Source organism: Salmonella sp. SAL00653 (assembly GCF_046552515.1).
GTDB classification, from domain to species: Bacteria; Pseudomonadota; Gammaproteobacteria; order Enterobacterales; family Enterobacteriaceae; genus Salmonella; species Salmonella enterica.
The window spans coordinates 211,127-237,028 of sequence record NZ_JBGDTY010000001.1; the positions used below are offsets into that span (position 1 = coordinate 211,127).

Annotated in this window: 22 protein-coding genes and 1 pseudogene; 10 read left to right on the top strand and 13 right to left on the bottom strand. The window is 51.0% G+C overall.

The genetic code is table 11. From position 1 onward, the window contains the following. Window positions 1–53: 53 nt before the first annotated feature. Window positions 54–947 carry a PhzF family isomerase gene (locus ACLJRU_RS01080; protein ID WP_001540048.1) on the top strand — a complete coding sequence of 298 codons (894 nt, stop codon included), beginning with the start codon at window positions 54–56 and terminating at the stop codon, window positions 945–947. A gap of 35 nt (window positions 948–982) precedes the next feature. Here ACLJRU_RS01080 and nhoA read toward each other — a convergent pair whose 3' ends face one another. Continuing rightward, window positions 983–1,828, bottom strand: a complete 846-nt coding sequence (gene nhoA, locus ACLJRU_RS01085) for an N-hydroxyarylamine O-acetyltransferase (RefSeq protein ID WP_000200325.1) — start codon at window positions 1,826–1,828, stop codon at window positions 983–985. A 284-nt stretch (window positions 1,829–2,112) separates the two neighbouring features. Continuing rightward, window positions 2,113–2,745 (bottom strand): type III secretion system effector SteA, encoded by a 633-nt coding sequence (steA, locus tag ACLJRU_RS01090; RefSeq protein ID WP_001147141.1) that lies wholly within the window; start codon window positions 2,743–2,745, stop codon window positions 2,113–2,115. Between the two features lie 512 nt (window positions 2,746–3,257). Between steA and ansP the strand changes: the two genes are divergently transcribed. After that, window positions 3,258–4,751, top strand: a complete 1,494-nt coding sequence (gene ansP, locus ACLJRU_RS01095) for an L-asparagine permease (protein ID WP_000857112.1) — start codon at window positions 3,258–3,260, stop codon at window positions 4,749–4,751. A gap of 76 nt (window positions 4,752–4,827) precedes the next feature. Here ansP and ACLJRU_RS01100 read toward each other — a convergent pair whose 3' ends face one another. After that, window positions 4,828–5,049 carry a YgdI/YgdR family lipoprotein gene (locus ACLJRU_RS01100; protein WP_000732362.1) on the bottom strand — a complete coding sequence of 74 codons (222 nt, stop codon included), beginning with the start codon at window positions 5,047–5,049 and terminating at the stop codon, window positions 4,828–4,830. Window positions 5,050–5,193: 144 nt separating this feature from the next. After that, entirely contained in the window at window positions 5,194–6,255 is a 1,062-nt protein-coding gene (locus ACLJRU_RS01105) for a YncE family protein (protein ID WP_000550641.1), read from the bottom strand. A gap of 263 nt (window positions 6,256–6,518) precedes the next feature. Here ACLJRU_RS01105 and pqqU point away from each other — a divergent pair, with 263 nt between their 5' ends. Beyond that, window positions 6,519–8,639 carry a TonB-dependent receptor PqqU gene (pqqU, locus tag ACLJRU_RS01110; protein WP_001540056.1) on the top strand — a complete coding sequence of 707 codons (2,121 nt, stop codon included), beginning with the start codon at window positions 6,519–6,521 and terminating at the stop codon, window positions 8,637–8,639. Between the two features lie 55 nt (window positions 8,640–8,694). Here pqqU and mcbR read toward each other — a convergent pair. Together mcbR and ACLJRU_RS01120 are read right to left on the bottom strand one after the other, a co-directional pair. After that, a pseudogene (mcbR, locus tag ACLJRU_RS01115) lies at window positions 8,695–9,360 on the bottom strand (colanic acid/biofilm transcriptional regulator McbR). Between the two features lie 333 nt (window positions 9,361–9,693). Further along, window positions 9,694–10,731, bottom strand: coding sequence for an NADP-dependent oxidoreductase (locus tag ACLJRU_RS01120; RefSeq protein ID WP_001522633.1), 1,038 nt, complete (start codon window positions 10,729–10,731; stop codon window positions 9,694–9,696). A 211-nt stretch (window positions 10,732–10,942) separates the two neighbouring features. Between ACLJRU_RS01120 and mddA the strand changes: the two genes are divergently transcribed. Then, window positions 10,943–11,458 carry an L-methionine sulfoximine/L-methionine sulfone acetyltransferase gene (mddA, locus tag ACLJRU_RS01125; protein WP_000155370.1) on the top strand — a complete coding sequence of 172 codons (516 nt, stop codon included), beginning with the start codon at window positions 10,943–10,945 and terminating at the stop codon, window positions 11,456–11,458. Continuing rightward, window positions 11,458–11,907: a DMT family transporter gene (locus ACLJRU_RS01130; RefSeq protein WP_001076571.1), complete on the top strand. Its 450-nt coding sequence runs from the start codon at window positions 11,458–11,460 to the stop codon at window positions 11,905–11,907. Before mddA ends, ACLJRU_RS01130 begins: the two co-directional genes overlap by 1 nt. 4 nt (window positions 11,908–11,911) lie before the next feature. Here the strand turns inward: ACLJRU_RS01130 and ACLJRU_RS01135 are convergent, their stop codons facing one another. Next, window positions 11,912–12,145 (bottom strand): YdcY family protein, encoded by a 234-nt coding sequence (locus tag ACLJRU_RS01135; RefSeq protein ID WP_000018720.1) that lies wholly within the window; start codon window positions 12,143–12,145, stop codon window positions 11,912–11,914. A 223-nt stretch (window positions 12,146–12,368) separates the two neighbouring features. Between ACLJRU_RS01135 and srfA the strand changes: the two genes are divergently transcribed. The 3 genes from srfA to srfC are packed head-to-tail and all read left to right on the top strand — an operon-like array spanning window position 12,369 to window position 18,821. Further along, entirely contained in the window at window positions 12,369–13,694 is a 1,326-nt protein-coding gene (gene srfA, locus ACLJRU_RS01140) for a virulence-associated effector SrfA (RefSeq protein ID WP_001129954.1), read from the top strand. A gap of 4 nt (window positions 13,695–13,698) precedes the next feature. Beyond that, window positions 13,699–16,680, top strand: coding sequence for a virulence factor SrfB (locus ACLJRU_RS01145; protein ID WP_187790629.1), 2,982 nt, complete (start codon window positions 13,699–13,701; stop codon window positions 16,678–16,680). Further along, window positions 16,677–18,821 carry a virulence-associated effector SrfC gene (gene srfC / locus ACLJRU_RS01150; RefSeq protein WP_023234952.1) on the top strand — a complete coding sequence of 715 codons (2,145 nt, stop codon included), beginning with the start codon at window positions 16,677–16,679 and terminating at the stop codon, window positions 18,819–18,821. Before ACLJRU_RS01145 ends, srfC begins: the two co-directional genes overlap by 4 nt. Before the next feature lie 44 nt (window positions 18,822–18,865). Here srfC and ACLJRU_RS01155 read toward each other — a convergent pair whose 3' ends face one another. After that, window positions 18,866–19,039, bottom strand: a complete 174-nt coding sequence (locus ACLJRU_RS01155) for a GhoT/OrtT family toxin (RefSeq protein WP_000171943.1) — start codon at window positions 19,037–19,039, stop codon at window positions 18,866–18,868. 198 nt (window positions 19,040–19,237) lie between these two features. On the opposite strand from ACLJRU_RS01155, the gene yncL reads away from it, so the two are divergent. Then, complete coding sequence (gene yncL, locus ACLJRU_RS01160) at window positions 19,238–19,333, top strand: stress response membrane protein YncL (protein ID WP_001103198.1); 96 nt, start codon at window positions 19,238–19,240, stop codon at window positions 19,331–19,333. Between the two features lie 104 nt (window positions 19,334–19,437). On the opposite strand, the gene patD is transcribed toward yncL, so the two are convergent. From patD to ACLJRU_RS01185, 5 genes are all read right to left on the bottom strand, one after another. Further along, window positions 19,438–20,883: an aminobutyraldehyde dehydrogenase gene (gene patD / locus ACLJRU_RS01165; protein WP_023234953.1), complete on the bottom strand. Its 1,446-nt coding sequence runs from the start codon at window positions 20,881–20,883 to the stop codon at window positions 19,438–19,440. 114 nt (window positions 20,884–20,997) lie between these two features. Continuing rightward, window positions 20,998–22,422 carry a GntR family transcriptional regulator YdcR gene (gene ycdR, locus ACLJRU_RS01170; protein WP_001540069.1) on the bottom strand — a complete coding sequence of 475 codons (1,425 nt, stop codon included), beginning with the start codon at window positions 22,420–22,422 and terminating at the stop codon, window positions 20,998–21,000. Between the two features lie 135 nt (window positions 22,423–22,557). After that, window positions 22,558–23,328 carry a M15 family metallopeptidase gene (locus ACLJRU_RS01175; protein WP_000237715.1) on the bottom strand — a complete coding sequence of 257 codons (771 nt, stop codon included), beginning with the start codon at window positions 23,326–23,328 and terminating at the stop codon, window positions 22,558–22,560. Between the two features lie 258 nt (window positions 23,329–23,586). After that, a complete protein-coding gene (locus tag ACLJRU_RS01180; protein ID WP_001540071.1) occupies window positions 23,587–23,817 on the bottom strand; it encodes a hypothetical protein in 231 nt (76 codons plus the stop codon). A gap of 32 nt (window positions 23,818–23,849) precedes the next feature. Continuing rightward, entirely contained in the window at window positions 23,850–24,248 is a 399-nt protein-coding gene (locus ACLJRU_RS01185) for a hypothetical protein (RefSeq protein WP_001540072.1), read from the bottom strand. Between the two features lie 536 nt (window positions 24,249–24,784). Here ACLJRU_RS01185 and sifB point away from each other — a divergent pair. Next, on the top strand, window positions 24,785–25,735 hold the full coding sequence (sifB, locus tag ACLJRU_RS01190) for an SPI-2 type III secretion system effector SifB (protein WP_023234954.1): 951 nt from the start codon (window positions 24,785–24,787) through the stop codon (window positions 25,733–25,735). Window positions 25,736–25,902 lie beyond the last annotated feature (167 nt).

Below are 25,902 nucleotides of genomic sequence, written 5' to 3' on the forward strand. Positions count from 1 at the left end.
GTCATTCGGCAACGCACAGGCTATGATGATTCTTCAGTCAAAGGAGAACATCAATGAAACCGCAGATTTACCATGTTGACGCCTTCACCAGCGAACCCTTTCGCGGCAACTCTGCTGGCGTTGTCTTACATGCGGATACGCTAAGCGACGCGCAGATGCAGCTGATTGCCCATGAACTTCGTCACTCGGAAACCGCCTTTTTGCTAAAAAGCGAAGAGAGTGATGTGCGCATACGCTATTTTACACCGACAGTGGAAGTCCCCATCTGTGGTCATGCCACCGTGGCCGCGCATTATGTTCGGGCAACGGTACTGGGGTTGGGAAACACCACCGTCTGGCAAACCTCGTTAGCAGGCCGTCATCGCGTTGAAATTCATGCCGAACACAACGACTATCGCATCACGCTGGAACAAGGTCAGCCCTCTTTTGAACCACCGCTAGTCGGAGAAATTCGGGCTGCCATCATCACCGCGCTGAACCTGACTGAAGATGATATCGTGCCGGGAGCGCCAATTCAGGTGGCTTCAACAGGACATGCAAAAGTGATGATCCTGCTCAAACCAGACGTTGATATTGATGCCCTTTCTCCGAATCTGGCAGCCCTGACGGCAATCAGCCAGCAAATTGGCTGTAACGGCTTTTTTCCTTTCCAGATTCGTCCGGGAAAAAACGAAACCGATGGGCGAATGTTTTCCCCGGCGATAGGGATTGTGGAAGATCCGGTAACGGGAAACGCCAATGGCCCGATGGGTGCATGGCTCGTCCATCATGGCCTGATGGCGCATGACGGTAAAACGCTGCAGATTCAAGGCCATCAGGGGCGCGCTTTAGGCAAAGAGGGTACTGTTGATGTTACCGTCACCATTCGCGATAACCAGCCGGAAAACGTCACCATCTCCGGCCAGGCGGTCATTCTGTTTCATGCCGAATGGGCCATTACTTTTTAATCTTTGTCAGGCCCGCAAACCCTCGCGGCAAAAAATTATTTTCCCGCCTCCGGATGGGTATCAAATGCAGCCATTACCGCGGCCAGCTCCGCCTCGGTAAAACCGTGCTTTACATCATTTACGCCGAGACCAAACTGCTGCTGAAGTAACTGATACAACGACGGTACATCCGGTACATTGACCTGGTCAACGGCATGTCCCTGGTGGTAACGTGTGAAGTGGAAATTCGTTAATGTCAGCTTACCGCCATCAGGCAAATGGCGGCACATCAACAAATGATGACGAAAATGGGATTGCGGCCAGTGAGCCGACCAGAAATTGCCCATCACATGATCGCTCTGCTGCTGCCCCCCCAGATCAAAACAATACATCGACTGCCAGTGCTCATGGTGGCGGAATTGTAAAATCCATGTGCTCCCCTCCTGCATCAGGCGGTATTCGCCATGCGGCGTTTGCTGAGCAATTTCAGCCTGCAGACGAAGCGGCGCGGTTAGCGTTTGGCCGCCAAACCCCACGTCCGCGATCCACTGCTCATCCTCAACATCAACCAGCAGCAAACGGTGCGTGCGTGGCGGTAAACTGGCGGGATGAGACAGAATGACCCGCCCCAATAAGCTTCGGACGTTAAAACCGATGTCGCGTAACGCGCGTTCAAACAGGCCATTCAGTTCAAAACAGTATCCACCGCGTCGGGCATAAAGCAGTTTCTCCTCTAATGCCGTCTCATCGAGCTGTATTTCACGAGGCAGTAGCACATCCAGATTTTCAAAAGGAATCGCGCAGTTGTGCGCTAAGTGAAGCGTTCTGAGCGCTTCAACCGTAGGAACCCCCAACGGCTGACAATGTAATCGCGTAAAATAAGCATGTAAAAAAGAGGTCATCTGAGGCTTCCATTAACATTAATACTTGCGTTCGGCACACAGGCTGAGGCGGATATCGCTGCGCAACAGGATACCCTATCCGTGGAATAGCGTTGGATACTTTTGAAAAAAATAAGACAGGCCGGCTACAGCCGCCGGAGGTACGTGGGATTTTGGCGTACAAACGGAAATCGGGTTCTGAGAATCTCTTTGCGACACGCCGCCAAAATAGCGGCGTGTTAAAATTTTTAACGCCAGCTCAGCGAGTCTGATTTCTAACAAAACTGGCTAAACATAAGCGCTTTTTAATACTTGTCTAAATAGTTATGGTAACGATCTTTTATGTCGGCCGCCCGTTGCGCTTCCGCCTCGCCCATGCTGTTGGCCCGAGCGATATAATGTTCTAAACTCGGAATGGCACCTAATGCCTGAGGTAAGGCATTATATTCTGCTATTCGCTCTCTGACGGTTTTATATTTTTCATCAATATCATAATTATAGTACGCTGGCGCCTCAAAAAAGCCCTCTTCCAGTCTCATACAGATATCTTCAAAGGACCCCTTAACCTCAACGGTATGTTCGCCATCCGATATCCTGACGATTGGCTCACGTCCAGCCATCAGCGAGAGTTGTTCGAATGTTAACATCCGACCATCAGAAAGCTCGACATCTATAATAAATTGTTCATCACGTACAGCATCTGCAAGGTGATTATGGATATTCCCTGCATTGGCACAGAACTCATCAACTTTAGGCGTAACATTGCAATAATGTTCAATTACTCGCGTAAATCCGTAGGCCAGTCCTGCGGTAAGCACATACAAGATGCCTTTCATGATTTTTGTTGATAATTTATTTTCATAATCTCCTGCAGCAACATGAGGTAGCTTATTTCCTGATAAAGCTCTGGCATAGGTAGAAACTGATGTATATGGCATATCCTGCTCCTTCAAATTTTGCTCAATAGCTTTATATGTCCTACTCCTCTCTCATTATGACGATATGTCAATCAACAAAATTTCTCAAAGGCATACATTTTCAGGAGAAAATGAGAATAACAGGCGCAACGGTCTGATCTTATGCTGCTTCAATATCGTCAGGTGGTTTATCGTTCGAGGTCATATCTATGACCATAAATCCCTGCAGGGATTAACCCTGATTAATTATTGCGCAACGCAATCACTGCGGATTTGTGCTGAAAGCTTATCTGGCTGAATCGTGACCACACCGCACCACATCTGACCGCACAAATAAACACGACATCCTCATTTTCTTCTTTCCGTATGTTTTGCGTCATTTAACAATTGCAGGTAGGATGCTCCGCCGGCGGTTTTATCCCTGTCACAGAATCAGGGAAAAGCGGCATTCGCCATTGCAGGCAATCGATTGGTGAGCGCCCGTCGCGGCATAAGGAATTTTTCTGTCAGGACAGGCTATAACAGGTAACGTAATGAAAACACAGACTACGCACGCCGCAGAACAACATGCGGCGAAACGACGCTGGCTGAACGCCCATGAAGAGGGGTATCACAAAGCGATGGGGAATCGTCAGGTTCAGATGATTGCTATCGGCGGCGCGATTGGCACCGGTTTATTTTTAGGTGCAGGCGCCCGATTGCAAATGGCCGGACCGGCACTGGCGCTGGTCTATCTGATATGCGGCATTTTTTCTTTTTTCATTTTACGCGCTCTGGGCGAACTGGTATTGCATCGCCCTTCCAGCGGGAGTTTCGTCTCCTACGCCCGTGAGTTTTTGGGTGAAAAAGCGGCCTACGTCGCAGGCTGGATGTACTTTATTAACTGGGCGATGACCGGGATCGTCGATATCACCGCAGTGGCGTTATATATGCACTACTGGGGTGCATTTGGCGACGTTCCGCAATGGGTGTTTGCGCTCGGCGCGTTAACCATTGTCGGTACCATGAACATGATCGGCGTAAAATGGTTTGCCGAAATGGAGTTCTGGTTCGCGCTGATAAAAGTACTCGCCATTGTTATCTTCCTGGTGGTAGGCACGATTTTTCTCGGTACCGGTCAACCGCTTGAGGGTAATGCCACCGGTTTTCACCTGATTACAGATAATGGCGGCTTTTTCCCGCACGGCCTGTTGCCCGCGCTGGTACTGATTCAGGGCGTGGTGTTCGCTTTTGCGTCGATTGAACTGGTCGGTACCGCCGCTGGGGAGTGCAAAGATCCACAGACGATGGTGCCAAAAGCCATCAATAGCGTGATCTGGCGTATTGGTCTTTTCTATGTAGGATCGGTCGTATTGCTGGTTTTGCTGCTGCCGTGGAACGCCTATCAGGCGGGGCAAAGTCCGTTTGTCACCTTCTTTTCTAAACTTGGCGTGCCTTATATCGGCAGTATTATGAATATCGTGGTGTTAACCGCCGCGCTTTCCAGCCTGAACTCCGGGCTTTACTGTACGGGGAGAATTTTACGTTCAATGTCGATGGGGGGTTCCGCGCCGAAATTCATGGCGAAAATGAGCCGCCAGCATGTGCCCTATGCGGGTATTCTGGCGACTCTGGTGGTTTACGTGGTCGGCGTGTTCCTGAATTACCTGGTCCCCTCCCGCGTGTTCGAGATCGTTCTTAATTTTGCCTCGCTCGGCATTATCGCGTCGTGGGCGTTTATCATGGTGTGCCAGATGCGTTTACGCCAGGCGATAAAAGAAGGCAAAGCCGCAGACGTCAGTTTTAAACTGCCCGGCGCGCCTTTTACCTCCTGGCTAACACTGCTGTTTTTACTAAGCGTGCTGGTACTCATGGCGTTTGACTACCCGAATGGAACTTACACTATCGCCTCGTTGCCGCTGATCGCTATTCTGCTGGTCGCCGGCTGGTTTGGCGTGCGACGTCGCGTGGCGGAGATCCATCGCACTGCGCCAGTGACGGCGGATTCGACAGAGAGTGTCGTATTGAAAGAAGAAGCAGCGACATAACATTACCCTTCCCCGGCAGCCCCAGGCCTGCCGGGTTTAATGCGCGTTGCCGCCAACACCGCATCGCGCCCAATGCTTAGTCAGCCTTAATCAACTGCGCCACATCATTGCTGTTAATTTCCCGCTGGTTGCCTTCCTGATCGGTATAACTGGTCATCCCCGTCTCTTTATCTAACTGCGGCTTACCCTGAGTTACGATCGTTTGCCCATTTTTCGTCGTCATCACATAGTTGGTTGTGCAACCCGCAAGCATAAAAAACATCATGCCCAAACCTGAGCATATAAATAACTTTTTCATATTTTCCTCGTGAATATAATGAGTTAACTACAGCAAAAAGGCAGTGTAATTCTCACAGAATCATCAGGCTATCGGCGGGGTGTAACGAGGCGTATCGGTGCGTTTAAAGAGATGACTGGAGGGGGTTCCCCCTCCATACCCTATTTACAGAGCAATGCGAATAACATCATCCGGCTGCGTCGCTTCCTGTTCACGTGTCGATTTCTGCTTCACGCTGACGTAGAGCGTTTTACCGTCTGCCGATAGCGCCAGGCTATTCGGGTACGTCGGCGTATCGAACGTTTTAACAACGTTATAGGTCTTCGCATCGATCACGCTGACCTGACCTGCCTGACGATGTGTCACATACGCCTCGTTACGTGTCGGGTTAAACAGGACGGCCAAAGAAGCAGGCGCCGCGATTTTGGCAAGAATATTGCCATTACGGGTATCGACAACCAGGACTTCAGTCGCCTTCGAGTCGGTGATAAACGCGCGATGACCTGCGGTATCGAGACTCAGGTTAATAAAGAAGTGTTCTTTACCGTCATCCAGCAACTTCTTACGACTGAGAATTTTATTGCTGGCGGTATCGATGGTGATAAATTCGCCATCCGCATTGGTGGTGTACAGGCGTTGCGCTTTACTGTCGAGCGCCAGACCCGTACTCATTTTGCCGGTATTTTCGATCGTCGTTTTCAGTTTGATGGTTTCGCCATCCACTACCCAAATAGCACTCTCTTTACCAACACCGCTAATGTAGATCGTGTTGGTAGACGCATCGGCAACCAGCTCACGGGGCTGTAACGGACGAACCTCTTCAGTACGTTTGCGCGCATCAAGTACCAGACGACCTTTTACATCACCCGTTTTGGCATCAATCGCGGTAACAGCGCTGTTAATGGTATTGCCAAACCACAGCGTTTGGGTCGCGGCATTGATGGTGGCGCCGAACGGCTTGAGATCGTTATGAATCGCTTGCGTGATTTCCAGCGTCACCGGGTCGAGACGATAAACTACGCCGCCTTTATCCAGTTTACGGCTTTGCGATGTAGCCAGCCAGAGCGCGTTTTCTTGCTGACTCCAGGCCATCTCATAAGCGCCTTTGCCTACCGCTTTACGCAGCATGTCTTCCGCCGCCAGCGTGCTAAATGAGGATGCGACGAGGAGCGAACCTAACAATAAAGAACCACGCAGGCGCGGCGAAAAAAGATGACGTAAGTGCATGACGACTCCCTTTGATCAAAACGTGTATAGCTGCTTCACACTACTTCACTGCGCGGGATCTTCGTTCCGCACTTATTATAAGTTGAGAATAATAATCATTATTTATCAGAAAGTGGAGCTTTTCCTCGCCTGCGAATGTCATGGCTCTTAAATACCGCACATTTTCTTAACTTAATGTGCGATTAAAATTTCAAAACTTTACATATTGACTACCCTTAATGTCACGTTTTCCGTTGATACGCTTACATTTATCCGGCATTTTCATGAAAATTATTTCCGTTAGACAGCGACTTTATCCCGCCCTCTTATTGCCTCTGACCTTCTCCCCGGTCCTTCAGGCCGCCAGCGCGCCCAATGAACAAACCATGATAGTCACCGCAACGCCGCAAACCGTATCCGAACTGGATACACCTGCCGCCGTTAGCGTCATTGAGGGAGAAGACATGCGTCTGGCGACGCCGCGCGTTAATTTATCTGAGACTTTAACCAGCGTCCCGGGATTGCAGGTGCAGAACCGGCAGAACTACGCGCAGGATCTGCAAATCTCTATCCGTGGATTTGGCTCGCGTTCCGCCTTTGGCGTGCGCGGCATTCGTCTGTATGTTGATGGCATTCCCGCCACCATGCCGGATGGACAAGGCCAGATTTCGAATATTGATATTAACAGCATACAAAACGTTGAAGTGTTACGCGGCCCCTTCTCAGCGCTATACGGCAATGCTTCCGGCGGCGTGATAAATGTCACCACCGAAACCGGGAGACAGCCGCCCACCCTTGAGGCCAGCAGCTACTACGGCAGTTATGGAAGCTGGCGCTATGGGTTAAAAGCCACGGGCGCGATGGGGGACGGCACACAGCCTGGCGACGTGGATTACACGGTATCGACTACCCGTTTCACCACCCACGGCTACCGCGATCACAGCGGCGCGCGAAAAAATCTGGCTAATGCCAAACTGGGCGTGCGCCTTGACGATGTCAGTGAACTTTCGCTGATTTTTAATAGTGTGGACATTAAGGCGGACGATCCCGGCGGACTTACCGAATCTGAATGGAAAGCCGATCCGCAACAGGCGCCGCGCGCTGAACAGTACAATACGCGTAAAACCATCAAACAAACTCAGGCAGGATTGCGTTATGAACGTCAGCTCAGCGCGCAGGATGATATCAGCGTGATGGCCTACGCCGGAGAGCGGGAAACCACGCAATACCAGTCTATTCCCCTGGTGGCACAGCTAAAACCAGCCCAGGCTGGCGGCGTAATTACACTGCAACGCCACTATCAGGGAATTGATTCCCGCTGGACTCACCGGGGAGAATTAGGTGTGCCGGTCACCTTCACTGGCGGAGTAAATTATGAAAATATGAGCGAAAACCGCAAGGGTTACAATAATTTCCGTCTCAACAACGGCACCCCTGAGTTCGGGCATAAAGGCGATTTACGGCGGGATGAGCGTAACCTGATGTGGAATGTCGATCCTTATCTGCAAACCCAGTGGCAGCTTACGCAAAAACTCTCGCTGGATGCTGGCGTGCGCTACAGTTCCGTGTGGTTCGATTCTAACGATCACTATATCGCGCCCGGCAATGGCGATGACAGCGGCGACGCCAGCTATCACCACTGGCTACCCGCCGGATCGCTAAAATATGCGTTAACTGACGCCTGGAATCTCTATCTTGCTGCCGGTCGCGGATTTGAAACTCCCACTATCAATGAGCTTTCTTATCGCGCTGACGGCCAAAGCGGGTTCAACTTTGACCTCAAACCGTCGACCAATGATACGGTGGAAGTCGGCAGTAAAACGCGGATTGGCAACGGCTTGTTGACCGCCGCGTTATTTCAAACCGATACCGATGATGAAATTGTCGTCGCCAGCAGTATGGGAGGACGCACTACCTACAAAAACGCGGGCAAAACGCGCCGCCAGGGCGCAGAACTTGCGTTGGACCAGCGCTTCGCCGGCGACTGGCGGGTGAAAGCATCATGGACCTGGCTGGATGCGACCTATCGCAGTAACGTTTGTCAGGGGCAAAACTGTGATGGAAACCGAATGCCCGGCATCGCCCGTAATATGGGATTCGCCTCATTAGGTTTTATCCCGGATGAGGGGTGGTACGCCGGAACAGACGTTCGGTATATGGGCGATATCATGGCCAATGATGAAAATACCGCCAAAGCGCCTTCGTATACCGTTGTTGGACTAAATACAGGGTATAAATTTAATTACAGTCAGCTTACCGTCGATATTTTTGGGCGGGTAGATAATCTATTTGATAAAGAATATATCGGTTCGGTGATCGTTAATGAATCTAATGGCCGATATTATGAGCCAGCGCCAGGACGTAACTATGGCGTGGGGATTAATCTGGCATGGCAATTTGAATAAATATCCGGCAATAGCGGGGAACCCCCGCTATTGATAAGTCATAGTTGCATGAAGGTTACATGAAGTACTGATTTTTAATCGTCGCTACGTTTTGTTGCAAAACGTTCTGTAGGCAGTGGCGACTGGCTTCTTTATCACCTGTCACTAACGCATTAAGCAATTTTCTGTACAGATTAACGCCGTTTTGATAATCATCAAGTTTAAAATTATCATATAAAAAATGCAGGCTTGGCCCCAGGCGTACCCATAATTACTCGATCATGGCATACAGCGTTGGCATATCCGCGTAGTGGTAGATCTCAAAGCGGAATGCGCGGTTGGCCAAAAGAATTTTCTCCATAACGCCACTTTCCAGCGCCTGTTGAAATTCATCTAATAGCGCATTCAGCGTCTGCTCGCGATCCGGGGTAATCTTACCCGCAGCGGCGACCACCGCCATCTCCTCCAGGGCAGTACGAATCGTATTAATTTCCAGCAAACTTTCCAGCGAGATCTCCGGCACCATAAACGCCTGTGCTGGCGCCACCGCCAAAGCACTGGAAGAGACCAGCCTTAACAGGGCCTCACGCACTGGCGTAATACTGACGCCTAACTCTTGAGCGATATTTTTAGTGATAAGCCTTGCGCCTGGTTTTAATGCGCCAATAGACAATTGATGCTTTAACCGATTTTCAACCTGTGTGGTCAGGCTTATATGTTGTGTTTTTTCCGTACCCGGCATTTTCCTTCCTTCACCTCTTGGCAGAACAACATCGCAATCGAGTCCCGAAGAAGTTTCGGAACTTAATTGTAAAAAAGATAATCCAGGCCCGAACGGCCAAATAAATAAAAGTGATAATTTACTTGCGTGATATTCTCATCTTTTACAACAATACAGGTTTCTTTATGGCAACCGTTTTATCTCCGTCATTCCTTCATGTATCGAGATTTTTGACCGGTTCAGGCCGCTGAGGAAGATAAGCTGCCCCACCGCGATCTGAATGATGAATATAAGTAAAGCCGCAATTTTAAAATTTGCACATTTTTATGGCGACATAATGCCGCCATTTTTTCTTTACGCATCGTCCGCTAAACGTATCACGACTTTGCCAAAGTTCTTCCCCGCCAGCAGCCCCATAAACGCTTCTGGCGCATTTTCCAGCCCATCAGTAATCTGCTCCCGGTAATGTATTTTCCCTTCTTTGATCCAACGCCCCATTTCTTGCTGAAACTCATGTATCCGGTGACCATAGTCCTGGTTGATGATAAAACCTTGCAGGCGAATACGCTTTTTAAGTAATGTCGCCATCAGTAGAGGCAGTCTGTCTGGACCGTCCGGCAACGCTGTCGCATTGTAGCCGCTGACCAGACCGCAGAGCGGAATCCGCGCCGACGTATTCAGTAGCGGTAAGACGGCGTCAAAGACTTTACCACCGACATTCTCATAATAGATATCGATACCCTGCGGGCAGGCCTGCGCAAGCTGTTGTGGGAAATTATCAGCGTGATGATCAAGGCACAGATCAAATCCCAAAACGTCTGTCGCATGACGGCATTTTTCCGCGCCGCCAGCAATACCCACGACCCGGCAGCCCTTCAGCTTGCCAATTTGCCCAACCGTTGCGCCTACGGGGCCGGTGGCGGCGGCGACAACCAGCGTTTCGCCCTCTTTCGGCTGACCGATATCCAGTAACCCCATATAGGCGGTAAACCCCGGCATCCCTAAAACTCCCAACGACCAGGAAGGATGTTGCGGATTATCACCCAGCTTTACCAACCCTTCGCCATCTGAAATGTCATAATCCTGCCAGCCATTGTAACTTAACACCCATTCGTCTGGTCGGTAATCAGGATGGTTCGACGCGACAACGCGACTGACCGTACCGCCAACCATAACGCAGCCAGGTTCCACAGGCGGCGCATAAGAGGGTTCATCGCTCATGCGGCCACGCATATAAGGGTCGAGTGATAAAAAAACGGTACGCAATAGCACCTGCCCTTCACCGGGCGTCGCGACGTCATCTTCTTCGAGGCGGAAGTTATCCATCTGCGGCGCGCCGTGGGGACGCGAGGCCAAAACCCAACGACGATTTCGGTTGGTCTGTTGCTTCATTCTATTCTCCTCATGCCTAGCATAATCCATCAATAATAGTCGAACATTAGCTTTCTGAGGGAGTTAAACACTCTCAGATATCAGGCTGTGCGCTTTTATGAACGACTTTCTTTCCCCTCTCGCTAAATATGAATTCTTGCGCTAATTCGTTGATTTATGCCGCCTTCAATAGTATTTCTAACACTATCGTAAACATTCCCTGGGGTTCCCTATGACGATTCGCTTTGCCGATAAAGCAGACTGCGCCGCGATTACCGAAATCTATAACCATGCGGTATTACATACTGCGGCCATCTGGAACGATCGGACGGTCGATACGGATAATCGCCTTGCCTGGTATGAGGCCCGTCAATTACTGGGCTATCCGGTGCTGGTAAGCGAAGAAAATGGCGTGGTGGCTGGCTATGCATCATTTGGCGACTGGCGCAGTTTCGACGGTTTTCGCTATACCGTCGAGCACTCGGTTTATGTTCATCCGGCGCACCAGGGGAAAGGACTGGGGCGAAAACTGCTCAGCAGACTGATCGACGAAGCCCGACGCTGCGGCAAGCATGTGATGGTGGCCGGTATTGAGTCACAGAATGCCGCCTCGATACGCCTGCATCATTCGCTGGGATTTACCGTCACCGCGCAAATGCCGCAGGTCGGCGTAAAATTTGGCCGTTGGTTAGATCTTACGTTTATGCAGCTCCAGCTTGATGAACACGCCGCGCCGGACGCCTGCTGATGAACCAGTCGCTGACGCTTATCTTTTTGATCGCCGCCGGCGTCGGGCTGGTGGTACAAAACAGTATTATGGTGCGTATTACGCAGACATCATCGACGATTCTGATCGCTATGCTGTTGAACTCGCTGGTAGGGATCGTTTTATTTGTGACGATATTGTGGTTTAAGCAAGGCGCTACGGGCTTCGGCGAGCTGGTCGCCAGCGTTCGCTGGTGGACATTGATCCCCGGTTTGCTGGGGTCATTTTTTGTATTTGCCAGCATTAGCGGGTATCAGAACGTTGGTGCCGCGACGACTATCGCGGTACTGGTCGCCAGCCAGTTAATCGGCGGACTGGCGCTGGATATCGCGCGTAGCCACGGCGTCACGTTACGCGCAATGGTCGGGCCGGCGTTTGGCGCGCTGTTGCTGGTCATTGGCGCATGGCTGATTGCGAAGCGCCAGTTTTAATGGGTTACAGGATCGTGCCGCCTTTGGTGAGCTGTTCGCGGCGCGCGTCCCGATCTTCTTGATATTGCCTGCCGTGATGCGCGATAGCCGTGCGTAAACGCTGCTGCTGCACATAACGATCTTCGCGACGTAATTCAGCGTCATCGCTCAAGGCAATCAGCAATTCATTCATATGGGCAATTACGCTCTCCGCGATGGCGGCATCCACGCGGGCGCTCACTTCCTCCAGGTGCGACATAAGCTCTCCTACTCTTTATTCTGTAATAGCATGATTCGCCTATTATACGCGTTATTGTCGCCCGATGCGGTCATTCGCCGCCGCCACTCTGATTTAACTTACGTCAAGTGAAAACACGGGGCTTAATAGACCGAGAATTCGCGCCTTTTTGCCTTTCTTCCGCCGTTTGCTTGCGTATAGACCCCGTAAAGTAGACGCGTGAAGAAGTCTAAGGGATAACAACGTGGCAAAATCTCTCTTGCGCAGCGGCAATCTGGATGATTATCAGGCCGTGGGCGGCGGCGGTCAGGCCGTATTTGAATCAGCATTGCAAATTCGCGAAACGCTTCGTCTGCGTAAACAGCAGGCGATGGTTGACTGTCTGGCGATTCCGCAACTTAACGATAATGGCGATCGGGTTGACTGGTATTCGCCGATTGAAGGTCAGGCGATAGCGTGGAAAGCGGCTGACGAAGAGACACGTTCTCGGGCTTTACGTTATTTAGCCAGCACTTTTGAAAGCGCGGCTGCACTCAGTCGCAAAAGTCTGCAATCCGGTAAAACAGCGCTCCAGCTATTTGGTTCGCTACTTGAGAAGGCGACGCAATTTCCCGGCGAAAATCATGTTTTCCTGGTTAACGGCAAACCGGTTATCACCTTCTGGGGATTCGTTAATCTCAACGAAAATACACGCGATGATGTGCTGGACTGCCTGCGGGTAACCGAGGCAATCCCCGACATCCCTCTGGTCGAGCCGGAGCCGGAGCCCGAAGAAAAGCCGCTGGTAGAGGCGGCGTTTAGTCAGGCGGATGAACCTTTGTTAACGTCTGTCATTGAGCCGCCGAAAATGCCGGAGGAACCTGCTGCGCCGCCCGTTATCGTTAGCGAGCCGAAGCCTGCCGCACCTATCCCGGTTGCTGAGGCGAAAAGAGCTCGCCGTCTACCGCTGTGGAGCTTACCTGTCGCTGCCGTGGTTATCGCCGCCGTCGCCACGCCTTTTTTCTGGCCATCTTCATCCGTTGATGGGGCCTCTCCTGTTCGCGCCGCGCCTGTCGCTACCGCGAAAACTGACGTTACCCCCTTGCCTGAACTCACCGCGCATTTGCCGCTGCATCGCGCTGAGGTGACGCCCGCCCCCAAAGCGGCGCCGCTGCCGGAAGCGCCTGTTATCATTGCCGCTATCCCCAAAGACGCGCTGGTAATGGACAGTACGCAGATGAAGCTTGGAACCACGCGCTTTTTAAACGGTAGCTGGCGCGTCAGTGTGGATGTCAAAGATCCGATTACCGGCAAGCCGCCCTCTCTGCGTTATCAGATCCAAAATAACAAAGGCATCGCGCGCGTAGTACATGGCGATAACGTGGTTTGTCGGGCGGAAATTTTCTCTGGTCTGCATCAAACGGGCGAGCTGATGATTAAAAGTCGCGGCAATGCGCGCTGCACCGACGGTTCACGTTATCCGATGCCGGAAATTACCTGTAAAGCAGGCGTCAATGACGTCGCAACCTGTACCGCCCGTTATGGCGACCACGCGGCAATTCCGTTGACGTTTAAAAAGATAGGTGCCTGATTTTATGTTGGTCAATCTGTGTGATTACAAACAGAGCGTCACGCTCATTGCAAACAGCGGCGTCCAGTTTCTTGATTTTGGCTTAACGCCGCAAGAGTCGGCCCACTACGGACGTTTTGTGCGCAAAACGGCAAACGGCCCGCTACTGCGCCTCGATTTTGATCTGACCAGCGGGCGCTACACGTTGCCAGGACGTGCTGGCGGTCAACCCGAAGTCGTGAAACCGGAAAGCACTCAGACGCTGCACTATTCTCTGGATGTACTCGACGGAATCTGGCTCCCCCTGCCGTTCCTGCGTTTTAATCCGCCGCGTACCTTTATTGACGGGCCGGATAACTGGGCGCGCATTCAGGTACGTAAACTCAGCGAGCCAGATAGCGCCGGAAACACACACCGCATCACCCTCGCCTTCGACAGTCAACTGGCAAAAAATATGCCTGCGGCGTTGGCGCCTTGCGAAAACGATCTGCTCAATGGCACACGTTTTGCGCTCGCCTGGCGCGATGAAGAAGTTGCCGATTTTCTTGACCAGACATGGATTGACGGCTGGCTGCGCGAGTCGTTTCTTCAGTATGCCTCACAGGTGGAAAACCGTTCGGAACAGGCCATACAACAAGCGCTGCGTAGCTTTGAGTATCAGGCGCACTGGTTGAATTTACTGACGCTGTTAGGCGAACAGCTTACGGTGCCGGAAGTAAAGTTTGTGACACATACGTTAAGCACGCCCGCAATCCCGGTCGATCTGATTCTGGATGTCGGCAATACGCATACCTGTGGCGTATTGATCGAGGATCATGGCGATGCGAATGACGGGTTACGCCAGACGGCAGAGCTTCAGGTGCGTTCTTTAAGCGAGCCGCAGTATCTGAACGAGCCTTTATTTACCAGCCGGGTAGAATTCTCGGAAGCACGCTTTGGCAAGCAACACTTTTCTGTCGAAAGCGGACGAGACGACGCCTTTGTCTGGCCTTCCATTGTGCGTGTGGGCGACGAGGCTCGCGCCCTTGCTATGCAGCGTGTGGGCACCGAAGGCAGCAGCGGAATCTCCAGCCCACATCGCTACCTGTGGGATGAAACCCCCACCTTGCAGGACTGGCGTTTTAGCCAGATCCACGGTAAAACGCAGCGCGAACCGCTTGCCACCGCGTTTCCGCTGATGAATCTGATGAACGATGACGGACAGCCGTTATTCCGCCTGCCGCATGAAGAAAGGCTACCGGTTTTTTCGCCGCAATACAGCCGTAGCACCTTGATGACGCATATGTTGTGCGAAATTCTGGCTCAGGCGCTGGGGCAAATTAACAGCGTCGCCACCCGGCTGCGGCTCGGCTTTCCCGCCTCGCCGCGCCAGCTACGTACCCTGATTTTAACGCTGCCTTCCGCCATGCCGAAACAGGAGCGAGAAATTTTCCGCCAGCGAATGTTTGAAGCACTGGCGCTGGTCTGGAAAGCCATGGGCTGGCATCCGCAGGATGAGGATTTCACCACGCCTAAGCAGCGTGAAAAAAGCGTGGTGCCGGTACCAGAAATACAGATGGAATGGGACGAAGCAAGTTGTGGCCAACTGGTATGGCTTTATAACGAAGCCATTTCGCATTACGCCGGGCGTACCGAATCCTTTTTTAATGCGCTGGCCAGACCGGATCGCCAGCCTGAACCCGGCGTCGTCCCCGGACGCGCGTTGCGCGTGGCATCGATTGATATCGGTGGCGGCACGACGGATATGGCGATCGTTCACTATCAGTTAGATGACGGCGTGGGGGCCAATGTAAAAATTACGCCTCATCTCCTGTTTCGCGAAGGTTTTAAAGTCGCCGGGGACGATCTGCTATTGGATATCATTCAGCGCTGCGTACTCCCTTCCCTGCAAACGGCGTTGCAACGGGCAGGCGTTACGGATGCCGCCGCCCTGCTGGCGACCTTATTTGGCGATTCGGGACGAATTGATACTCAGGCCATTTTGCGTCAGCAAACGGCGCTGCAATTATTTATGCCGCTGAGCCATGCGGTACTTTCCGCCTGGGAGCAAAGCGACATTAACGATCCGTTTGCCGGTTTACACGCGACATTTGGCGATCTGCTGATCCGCCGCCCAACGAGCAACGTGATGAACTATATCCAGCAGGCGATCGATCATGCCTTACCGTCTGGTTCGCCGACATTTGATATATTCAATGTGCCGTTGCAAATCCAGTTTAGCCAGCTTCAGGAGGCTCTGCTGGCCGGTCAGTTTACGCTAACAACGCCGCTTCATGCGGTTTGCGAAGCGATCTCCCACTATCACTGCGATATCTTGCTGGTGACGGGGAGACCGACCTGCTTACCCGGCGTACAGGCGCTCATCCGGCACTTACAACCGGTGCCGGTTAATCGCATTGTGTGGATGGATAAGTATCAGGTACATGAATGGTATCCCTTCAGTCAGCAAGGGCGTATCGGTAACCCAAAATCCACTGCCGCGGTGGGCGCGATGTTATGCAGCCTGGCGCTGGACTTACGTCTGCCGCGTTTCAATTTTAAAGCGGCTGATATCGGCGCGTATTCGACTGTGCGTTATCTTGGCGTACTGGATAATACCGTTAATACTCTTCGCGATGAAAACATCTGGTATCACGAGATCGATTTGGATAAACCCGGCGCGACGCTGGACGCTCGCCTGCATTTTCCGCTACGCGGCAACGTGACGTTGGGCTTTCGTCAACTGGCGAATAGTCGCTGGCCGGCAACCCCACTCTATTGCCTGAGCATTAATTCCGCCGAACTGGCGAAAACCATCGCTGGCGACGGCGTACTGAATGTGCGACTGAAATTACGCGGCAGTAGCAAAGATAGCGCCCCGGAATCGTTCATATTAAGTGATGCCTGGCTCCAGGACGGGACGCCGGTTGCCGCCGATGCGCTGACATTAAAATTGAATACGCTGGCTGACCGTCGCCACAGCGGCAGCCACTACTGGATAGATAGCGGGAGTGTATACCTGAAATGACAAAACCGTTAAACGCCACCCAGGCTGTTATCGAGTGGGTTAACAACACGCGCCGTTACGCAACGCGGCTGGATGATGAAGCCGACGCTCTGCTGGCGCAACTTACGCTTGCCGCAGCGGATGAGTCAGCGCTCAACGCCGCCTGCGCATCACATGGCTGCGTCGGTCTGTACGGGTATGCGCAATCCGCAAAAGCGCATCTGTTAACGACGCTATGCGGTAACGAGAATGGCAAGCTGGAAATTATCACGCTGGACCGTGACTATGATTATTTCAGCCACATCAATCCGGGTCATGCGCCAGCGAATATGGCAATTCGCTTTACGCGCGACATTTTTTCAAACGAGAACGGCTGGCCGTTGCGCCTGCGCTTGATCAGTGAAGCTGAACTGGTGCAGATCTTTATTGCCTGGACCAGCTCGTCCCCCGTTTGTCGCCAGGTCGAAAAATCCATTATCACATCACGCCTGGAGAAATGGCAATCGCTTCGCCAACCGCAGCCCGTCCCCGGCGTTACCGCTGAAGAGGTAGCGACCATCGCGAGTTTCTGGCGCTCTTGCCTGCCGTCCGCCAGACAACATATTGATGATGCGACATGGCAACACTTTGCCTCGCTCTTGCCTGCGCTGGATCTCACGACACGGGCGCACGCCTGGGCATTACTGTGGGGAGAGCAGCCGGAGATCACCCAGCAATGGCTGGCGCTGGCGCATATGTTGCAACAAACCGGCCATGCCGGGGAACTGGCGGCGCCGCTCAGCCTGCTGGTCGATCATTTTGGCTTACCGGCGGAAAACTTCCTGACGCAAATGGCGCTAACCGCCAGCGATACGCAAAGCGATGTGGTGGTGCATCCGGTTAAGGAAGGCCGACTGCTCAATGCGGTCAGCCTTTCGCTTGATTCTCTGGCGCTGCTTACCCGCGAACTGGTGCTAACCGTTGAAAACAGCGTACTGGATAACGTTGATTTACTGGATATTCCGGTCGCGCCAGACAGTCATCCTCATCCGTTATGGCGGGCGAAATTAGGCTGGATGCTGGCCCATTACCGTCAGCAGATACAGCCCGATGTTCTGGTGATTTGCAATGCTCTGGCATCTCGCTCACAAACGTCCACCGCCGCCCGTCACTTACTGGAGTGGGTTAACGCCACGCAGCCGCAGCATGAATCAGCGTTACCCGGCGTCGTCTGGGCTATTACTCCACAGGATGCCCGTTTTGCCACCCAGCAAAATCTGGATGAAGCCGTCCAGCAGTTGATGGGTAAACCTGGCGTGCACTGGGGAACGTTGCAGGCGCTGGATAAACACAGTATGCAGCGTTTGGTGGAGTGGTTATCGCAGGCGACATCGGCACCACAGCGACAGGCACGCTTACAGGCGTTACGCGAACAACTGCGAGGCCGCGTGCGCGATCTGTTACCGATGTTTGATGACGCGCGGCTACCGGTTGAAACCGTGATCCGGCGTCTTCAGGCCCAGGCCGCCAGACATGGCGATCTGCTGGCCGGGCTGTTACCGCCGGTACAGAACTTCGAAGCGTTGCTGCGCACCCGACAGTCGCGAGAAGAACAGGTCAGCGGTTTATTTAATGACGCGATCGATCTCTTTGCCGACGAACCAACGCGCGCTTCAGCGTCAGAAGGTCACGAAACAGGCTACCAGACGCACAAAATGTGGATCAATCATCTGCGCCAGTGGGCCCACTGCCGGGATAATGCGCAGCGTCTGGGACTGGAACCGCAGATGCTCAACGCCGTGGCGGAGATTTTAATTACCGCCAGCTATCGCCTCGGTTTACCTCAGCAGTTACAGAAAACCATGCAGCGCGAGGAGGTGAGCGGCGCGCAGCTTCATGCCATCATTGGTAACTTCATCGCCTGGCTCGGCTACGCAAATATCGAGGAGGCCCAACGCCCGGCCAGCCGCGTTCAGAAAGGCGCAGCCATTTTCGCCGCAACACCACGTTCGACAATGTTGCGTCTAACAAAGCTTGACGAACAGCCCGTTCACGCCGCCAGCCGCTATGTCTATGACTGGCTTGTTGCGCTGTATACCCTGGCCAATGAGAACGCAGGATATCGGCATCCGCAGGACGTTACCGACGTAGACAGAGCGCAATTAATTGCCCTGATAGCCTGACCTGGCGGAAAAACCATGCCCGGTAACCTGTATCGGGCTTGAGGTCAGAAAAGCGAAAACAGCAATGCGACGGGGAAACTTATCGGCCATGTCGCGCCGACCAAAAAAGCGCTCAGGAAACGAATTCGTTTTTTGTCATGAGTCAAAAACCAGGTGATCAGGGATGATATCACCGCCATGACGGCGTAAAAAATTAATATCTTTTGAAAGAGGGTCATATCAGGCATCCGCGCCAACCAGAGGAAAAAACGCGCGCAATATGCTCTTTTTATTTGACACACATCAAGGTTTATCAGCCTTAACAGCAAAACGTTCTCAATGCACGGCTCCGCTCACAGAATATCCTGTTTACGTATTATTGCGGATCTCGCCAACCCGTACTATACCCATAGGGGTTATGATGAAAGGTGGCGAAAATGAATGTTTCCAGTAAAACCGTCGTGCTGATTAATGTCTTTGCTGCTGCAGGACTTTTGGGTCTGATCTCGTTGAGATTCGGCTGGTTTGCTTGAGGTGTTCAACCTTTGAGTACTTGCTGCGCATGTTGGCGGGGAGGTCCCCCTCTCCGCCGACACCCGCCTATTTTTTCACGATTTTTCTGAACAGTAAATGATCCTTAATGCTTAACCATGATGTGACGGACAAGGGTGTAGTCTTCCAGACCATACAATGACATATCTTTGCCGTATCCCGACTGTTTTTGCCCTCCATGCGGCATCTCGCTAACCAACATGAAATGGGTATTAATCCAGGTACAGCCATACTGCAATCTGGCGCTAAGCCGGTGCGCCCGCCCAACGTCCTGAGTCCAGACGGAGGATGCCAGACCATAGCGAGAATCGTTGGCCCACCTCAGAACCTGATCTTCATCATCAAAGACGGTTATACTGACCACCGGGCCGAAGACCTCGCGTTGCACGATGGCATCTTCCTGTTTTGCGTCTGCCAGCAACGTCGGAGCAAAATAGTAACCTTTACCTTCCGTTTGACTTCCGCCAGTAATCACACGGATATGGCTGAGGGCCTTCGCCTCCTCTACAGCCGCTGTGACGCGCTTCAGGTGCGCCAGCGAACTTAACGGCCCCAGCTCTGTCGACTCATCCTCCGGCGCGCCCATTTTCAGGCTGCTCACCGCGTTCCCTAGCTTTTCGACCAGCGCATCATAGATACCGCGCTGCGCGTATATACGGCACGCCGCAGTACAATCCTGTCCGGCATTATAGAAACCAAAAGTCCGGACGCCCTGCGCCGCCGCATCCAGATCGGCGTCATCAAAAACAATCACCGGGGCTTTACCACCGAGTTCCATATGCGTACGTTTTATCGCTGGCGCAGTATGGCGCAGAATATGCTCCCCGGTCGCGATAGAACCGGTTAAAGAGACCATGCGTACTTTTTCATGACCGGTCAATACATCGCCAACAGTCTGCCCTCGTCCGAACAGGACATTGAGCACCCCCGGCGGAAAGATATCCTTCGCCAGCGCGGCAAGTTTAAGCGCCGTCAGCGGCGTGATTTCAGAAGGCTTAATCACCACGCAGTTACCTGCCGCCAGCGCTGGCGCCAGCTTCCAGGCCGCCATCATGAGCGGATAATTCCACGGCGCGATAGAGGCAACCACGCCAATCGGATCCCGGCGGATCATCGACGTATGTCCTTCCAGATATTCGCCCGCCGCCAGCCCACTCAAACAACGGGCCGCGCCGGCAAAAAAGCGAAAGACATCCACGATTGCCGGAATTTCATCATTAATTACGCAGTGCAAAGGCTTACCGCAGTTTTGCGATTCAAGCCGGGCGAACTCAAGGGCGTTTTGCTCGATGCTGTCCGCCAGTTTTAACAGACATTCCGCCCGTGCTTTGGGTGTGGTCTGCCCCCATTCGGCAAACGCGCTATCGGCGGCCAGCACTGCGGCGTCAACCTGCGCGGGCGACGCTTCCGCAATCTCAAGTATGACCTCGCCTGTCGCCGGGTTATAAACAGACTGCCTTTCTCCCTCACCGTCCACCAGCACGCCATTAATCAGTAATTGATATTGCATAGCATTTTCCCATATCGTCATTAATCGATTTCCGGCGAACGGGCCGCCGCTTTCCTAAAAATAGACGGCGCGCCAGATGCTCACCCGGCACACTCGGGAAATTTAGTCAGGTTGTGAGCTGACACGCATTCCACCTCACACAAGGCTTTTAGCGCTCAGCATCTCGCGAATCAGGCTGCTAAGCTGTTTTACGGCCTGTTCTTCCCGTTCTCCCCAATGCCATGCGGTGTTAAAACGAAAGAAACGCGTCCAGGCGCCGGACGTTGAAAACATTTTCCCCGGCGCGATACTGATAAGGTGTTCAAGCGCTTTGGCGCTAAGTTCACCGGCATCAAGCTGCTCAGGTAGCTCCAGCCAAAGAAAATAACCGCTATCGTTATGGTGAATTTTTACTTCCGCCGGGAGATGGCGCAAAAGGGTTTGCCAGGCTTGCTGTTTACGTTCGGCAAGCTGCCTTCGCAATCGTCGCAGATGCGCGTCATATCGACGTGTCGAGAGATAATCCACTAACGCCAATTGCATGGGGGAACTGGTGGATAATGTGCTCATTAACTGCAAACGCTGAATTTGTCTGGCATGGCTTCCTCCCGCAACCCAGCCAATGCGAAAACCGGGAACCAGACATTTGGAAAAAGACGAACAATGCAACACGGTATCGTCGCGATCCCATGCTTTGGCAGGCAGAGGTTTCTCGCGGCCAAAGTAGAGTTCGCTATAAACATCGTCTTCAATTAGCGTCACGTTATGGTGCGTGAGTAACGCAACCAGCCGCGCTTTTTTCTCAGCACTCAGCGTGAACCCTAACGGATTCTGGCTGTTGGTCATTAACCAGCACGCTTTCACCGGATATTCCTGTAACGCCTGTTCCAGCGCCATAAGATCGATACCTTCTTTAACATCGGTAGGTATCGACAACGCTTTCAGGCGCAATCGCTCCAGGGCCTGTAGCGCACCGTAGAAACAGGGGTTCTCCACCACCACCCAGTCTCCCGGCGCCGTCACCGCCTGTAAACTAAGATTCAACGCTTCCAGCGCGCCGGCGGTAATGACAATCTCGTCAGGAGAAACGGTAATCCCCTGCTGCGCGTAACGGCGTGCTATCGCATAGCGCAATTCTGCATTACCTGGCGGCAAGTTTTCGATGACGCTCATTGCCGTCGCGGTTTTACTGACCTGCGCCAGAGAGCGGTTCAATTGCGGCAAGGGAAACAGACGCGGATCGGGAAACGCTGAGGCAAAGGGCACCACAGAGGTATCACGGCTGGCCTGCAGCATCTCAAAAATATAGGTATTGATATCTACGGCTTCATCCCGAATAACGTGCGCTGCCGTCGCGACTGACCGACAAACCGGATGCGGCGCGACATAATAACCAGATTGCGGACGGGCGATAATCCGTCCCTGACTTTCCAGCAACTGGTACGCATGACCGACAGTCATAAAACTCATGCCGCTACTGGCGACCTGCTCCCTCAGCGAGGGTAATCGATCGCCGGGTTGCCAAACGCCAGAGGCGATTTGTTCTCTAATTTGCTCCGCCAGACGTTGATATTTTTTCATTATTCGATCTCATTGAGCGCTGCTTGCAGGTGGCAACCGCAGTGTATATCAGCTGTTAAAATTAACAATGATTTACTAACTGTTATGGTGCTTTCCAACAGGCGTAATGATTAGATTTCGCAACAAAACGCCGTTTCAGGGTCTCTGCTTAACGGGAAAGTCAAACCAGGTGTTCGGGTATGGTTCATGAGTAAGAGAGAAGTGCCACCATTCAGTATCCAGTGGCGTAAAACCCGCATCACGCATCAATGTTTGTAATAACAACCTATTTGCGCGTTGCTGAGCGGTAAGTATGACATTATCGGGATGGGATAACGGACTAAAACAGTCAAAGCCGGTACCAAAATCCAGACTATTATCTGGCGAGCGTTGCGCCGCGGACGCAGTACAATTCACCAGTGGTCGTCCGGGATCGTATATTGGTATTTTACTGTCAAGTGGAACAATCGTTAGATCAAGCGTACTTCCCCGACTGTGGCCGGATCTGGCGGCAAGATAACCTTCCTCAAACAGACGATTTTTCTCTACCTGCGGATAAAATTCGTTTTTCATTTGGTTTTGAGAAGGATCTTTGGCCCACGCGATAAAGTCGTTCACTGCGCTTTGCGGACGGTAGCAATCATATATTTTTAAGGTAAGTCCAAAGGGGCGTAAACGATCGGCGACCTGCTTCACTGCGTTTGCGGCTGGTCGTGTTAACAGGCAAACAGGCGCGTTATAGCCTTTAATGGGGCGACCAATAAAGTTATGGGAACTGAAGTATCGCATGTCTACCTGTACGTCGGGGGCGACCGTAGTAATATCGACAAAGTCTTTTGGCTGGTGGAGATCAATATGGTTTTCAGCTGACATTGCCTGAACGGACAACAGGCTGAACAGGAGGAAAGAAGATACGCATTTTACCATATGTTGCACCTCGCGAGAGTCACAGGGGTGATTATGTATTTGAGCAGGTAAAGATTAGCGGACACCGCTTAAACAGATGGTTAAAATAAACATCATTCCCCCTGTAATCTGTGCCTTATCACAAACGGAGAGTTTATATTTTGCTTATACGACCACTGCGCCTCCTGTTCTATACCCAAAATAATTCGAGTTGCGTAAAGGCGGCAAGGGAGTGAGTCTCAGGAGCACAGATAACGATGTGTTTTCACAAAGGCGAGTCTACCTGACCAGAAAGGTCATTTGATAATCAGTAGTACAGTTGTTGTCGCCTTCCATAACTAAATAACATTGTTTCGCCAAAGATAAGACCACTATATAGTCAGGAAGGCAATTAGTGAAGAACACGTCGATTGTCGGCGATAATGCACTGAAATTACGATTCACTGCAGTTGTGCAAACACATAGAATCCCCCTCGAACCGAGATAATTCGGTCTGCTGGTCATAGCCATTATTCAGTAAGACCGCAGGTTGCAGCGGCGGATCACGGGCGTGAAGAAAAATCCTGTGCCCCAAATTTTTTGGACAAGCGCTGAACCTGCCGTATACTTTTACTTAACGTACACTCCGCCATAAAAATAAACCCTGCGATGATACCGTAATGCCATAGGCATAACTTAAGGATATGCCATAAATCAAGCGAAGCATGATTTAACTTCTCAGTAATTGCGATAGTCTGTACAAATATCATGGGATGAAATAATAAGATGCCTAACAAAAATATCCCTGCCACGATCATGGCAAGTAACTGAAAAAAAGCCCATCCGATAACGAAACGGTAAAGTAACAGCAATAATAGCCGTCCACATTTCCTTAGCCATTCTGACTGCAAAATGCCCCAGGATGCTGTCTTTTCGTGAATTTCACCATCTAATTTCTTCATTTTGAGCCTCCTCGCAGGTTTTTATAATTTTATCGCCCAACTGGAAATAAAGCCGTCAGCTAATCGTTACAACAAATATAATTAAGACAAAAACTAAAGAGTAAGGTATTTATATCATAAGCACTATCAGTATTGGCCTTCTGCCCTACCGCTAAACATCTCATTGTTGTTAGCCTAATAATACTTTTAGTTTAACTTCTTATAAGACAATTTCTACACGGTTGAGCAACTATTTACTTTCTCTAAAAATAATATAGTGCGTAATTAATCATTACTCATAGTACATGATGATGTGAGAATTAAGAAAACCGTTTTACTTTCATTCGTTTTATCTGACATATTTCATGGCCAGGAGGCGTGGGCATGACTAAAGCTACAGGTCGATTTAAACAATTGAACAATAATGTTGACGGTTCAGGACAAAGCAAAAATCAGGTGTTTCACCGATAGGCAAACCGATGGGCAACATGGGATAATATTTCGAATACCACCTATTCCAGTAATGAAGTATCATATAACCACTTGTGGTCTACATTATGCCAATTACTATCGGGAGAGGATTTTTAAAGAGTGAGATGTTTTCTCAAAGTGCTATCTCTCAACGCTCCTTCTTTACGTTACTATGGGAAAAGATTAAAGATTTTTTTTGTGACACGCAAAGATCCACTGCCGATCAATATATAAAGGAATTATGTGATGTTGCCTCTCCGCCTGACGCGCAACGTTTATTTGATTTATTTTGCGTGTTATATGAATTATCATCACCATCATGCAGAGGAAATTTCCATTTTCAGCACTATAAAGATGCTGAGTGTCAATATACAAATCTCTGTATTAAAGATGGCGAAGATATTCCGTTATGCATTATGATACGTCAGGATCACTACTATTATGAGATAATGAATAGAACAGTGCTCTGTGTTGATACTCAGTCTGCCCACCTGAAAAGATATTCTGATATTAATATAAAAGCTAGCACTTATGTTTGTGAACCGCTATGTTGCTTGTTCCCTGAGCGGTTACAACTCTCGCTATCCGGCGGTATAACATTTCCCGTTGACCTAAAAAATATAGAAGAGACGCTTATCGCCATGGCAGAAAAGGGTAATTTATGTGACTGGAAGGAACAGGAAAGAAAAGCCGCCATCTCCTCCAGGATTAATCTGGGCATCGCACAAGCAGGTGTAACAGCTATTGACGATGCTATCAAAAACAAAATAGCCGCAAAGGTTATTGAGAATACTAATTTAAAGAATGCAGCGTTTGAACCAAATTATGCACAAAGCTCAGTTACTCAAATTGTTTATTCATGTTTGTTTAAGAATGAGATACTAATGAATATGCTGGAAGAAAGTTCCTCTCATGGCCTGCTATGTTTAAACGAGCTTACTGAATATGTAGCGCTACAAGTTCATAACAGCCTTTTTTCTGAAGATTTATCTTCACTCGTTGAAACAACAAAAAATGAGGCTCATTACCAGAGTTGACCACACCATAAATAGTATGGATTTACAATCCCCTAGCAATACCAAAACCCTCTAATACAATAACTTTAAAAATATGCCTCCAGGGAATGATGGATTTACTATGAAACGAATTGGCTCGTTATTTTTATAATTGACATACTGAGTATAAATATATTTTCTCATACAAC

What these genes read in the sequence shown, in the direction of transcription:
- ACLJRU_RS01080 (WP_001540048.1), top strand. Translation starts at nt 54, where the DNA reads ATGAAACCGCAGATTTACCATGTTGACGCCTTCACCAGCGAACCCTTT.
- nhoA (WP_000200325.1), bottom strand. Translation starts at nt 1,828, where the DNA reads ATGACCTCTTTTTTACATGCTTATTTTACGCGATTACATTGTCAGCCG.
- steA (WP_001147141.1), bottom strand. Translation starts at nt 2,745, where the DNA reads ATGCCATATACATCAGTTTCTACCTATGCCAGAGCTTTATCAGGAAAT.
- ansP (WP_000857112.1), top strand. Translation starts at nt 3,258, where the DNA reads ATGAAAACACAGACTACGCACGCCGCAGAACAACATGCGGCGAAACGA.
- ACLJRU_RS01100 (WP_000732362.1), bottom strand. Translation starts at nt 5,049, where the DNA reads ATGAAAAAGTTATTTATATGCTCAGGTTTGGGCATGATGTTTTTTATG.
- ACLJRU_RS01105 (WP_000550641.1), bottom strand. Translation starts at nt 6,255, where the DNA reads ATGCACTTACGTCATCTTTTTTCGCCGCGCCTGCGTGGTTCTTTATTG.
- pqqU (WP_001540056.1), top strand. Translation starts at nt 6,519, where the DNA reads ATGAAAATTATTTCCGTTAGACAGCGACTTTATCCCGCCCTCTTATTG.
- ACLJRU_RS01120 (WP_001522633.1), bottom strand. Translation starts at nt 10,731, where the DNA reads ATGAAGCAACAGACCAACCGAAATCGTCGTTGGGTTTTGGCCTCGCGT.
- mddA (WP_000155370.1), top strand. Translation starts at nt 10,943, where the DNA reads ATGACGATTCGCTTTGCCGATAAAGCAGACTGCGCCGCGATTACCGAA.
- ACLJRU_RS01130 (WP_001076571.1), top strand. Translation starts at nt 11,458, where the DNA reads ATGAACCAGTCGCTGACGCTTATCTTTTTGATCGCCGCCGGCGTCGGG.
- ACLJRU_RS01135 (WP_000018720.1), bottom strand. Translation starts at nt 12,145, where the DNA reads ATGTCGCACCTGGAGGAAGTGAGCGCCCGCGTGGATGCCGCCATCGCG.
- ACLJRU_RS01145 (WP_187790629.1), top strand. Translation starts at nt 13,699, where the DNA reads ATGTTGGTCAATCTGTGTGATTACAAACAGAGCGTCACGCTCATTGCA.
- srfC (WP_023234952.1), top strand. Translation starts at nt 16,677, where the DNA reads ATGACAAAACCGTTAAACGCCACCCAGGCTGTTATCGAGTGGGTTAAC.
- ACLJRU_RS01155 (WP_000171943.1), bottom strand. Translation starts at nt 19,039, where the DNA reads ATGACCCTCTTTCAAAAGATATTAATTTTTTACGCCGTCATGGCGGTG.
- yncL (WP_001103198.1), top strand. Translation starts at nt 19,238, where the DNA reads ATGAATGTTTCCAGTAAAACCGTCGTGCTGATTAATGTCTTTGCTGCT.
- patD (WP_023234953.1), bottom strand. Translation starts at nt 20,883, where the DNA reads ATGACGATATGGGAAAATGCTATGCAATATCAATTACTGATTAATGGC.
- ycdR (WP_001540069.1), bottom strand. Translation starts at nt 22,422, where the DNA reads ATGAAAAAATATCAACGTCTGGCGGAGCAAATTAGAGAACAAATCGCC.
- ACLJRU_RS01175 (WP_000237715.1), bottom strand. Translation starts at nt 23,328, where the DNA reads ATGGTAAAATGCGTATCTTCTTTCCTCCTGTTCAGCCTGTTGTCCGTT.
- ACLJRU_RS01180 (WP_001540071.1), bottom strand. Translation starts at nt 23,817, where the DNA reads ATGGCTATGACCAGCAGACCGAATTATCTCGGTTCGAGGGGGATTCTA.
- ACLJRU_RS01185 (WP_001540072.1), bottom strand. Translation starts at nt 24,248, where the DNA reads ATGAAGAAATTAGATGGTGAAATTCACGAAAAGACAGCATCCTGGGGC.
- sifB (WP_023234954.1), top strand. Translation starts at nt 24,785, where the DNA reads ATGCCAATTACTATCGGGAGAGGATTTTTAAAGAGTGAGATGTTTTCT.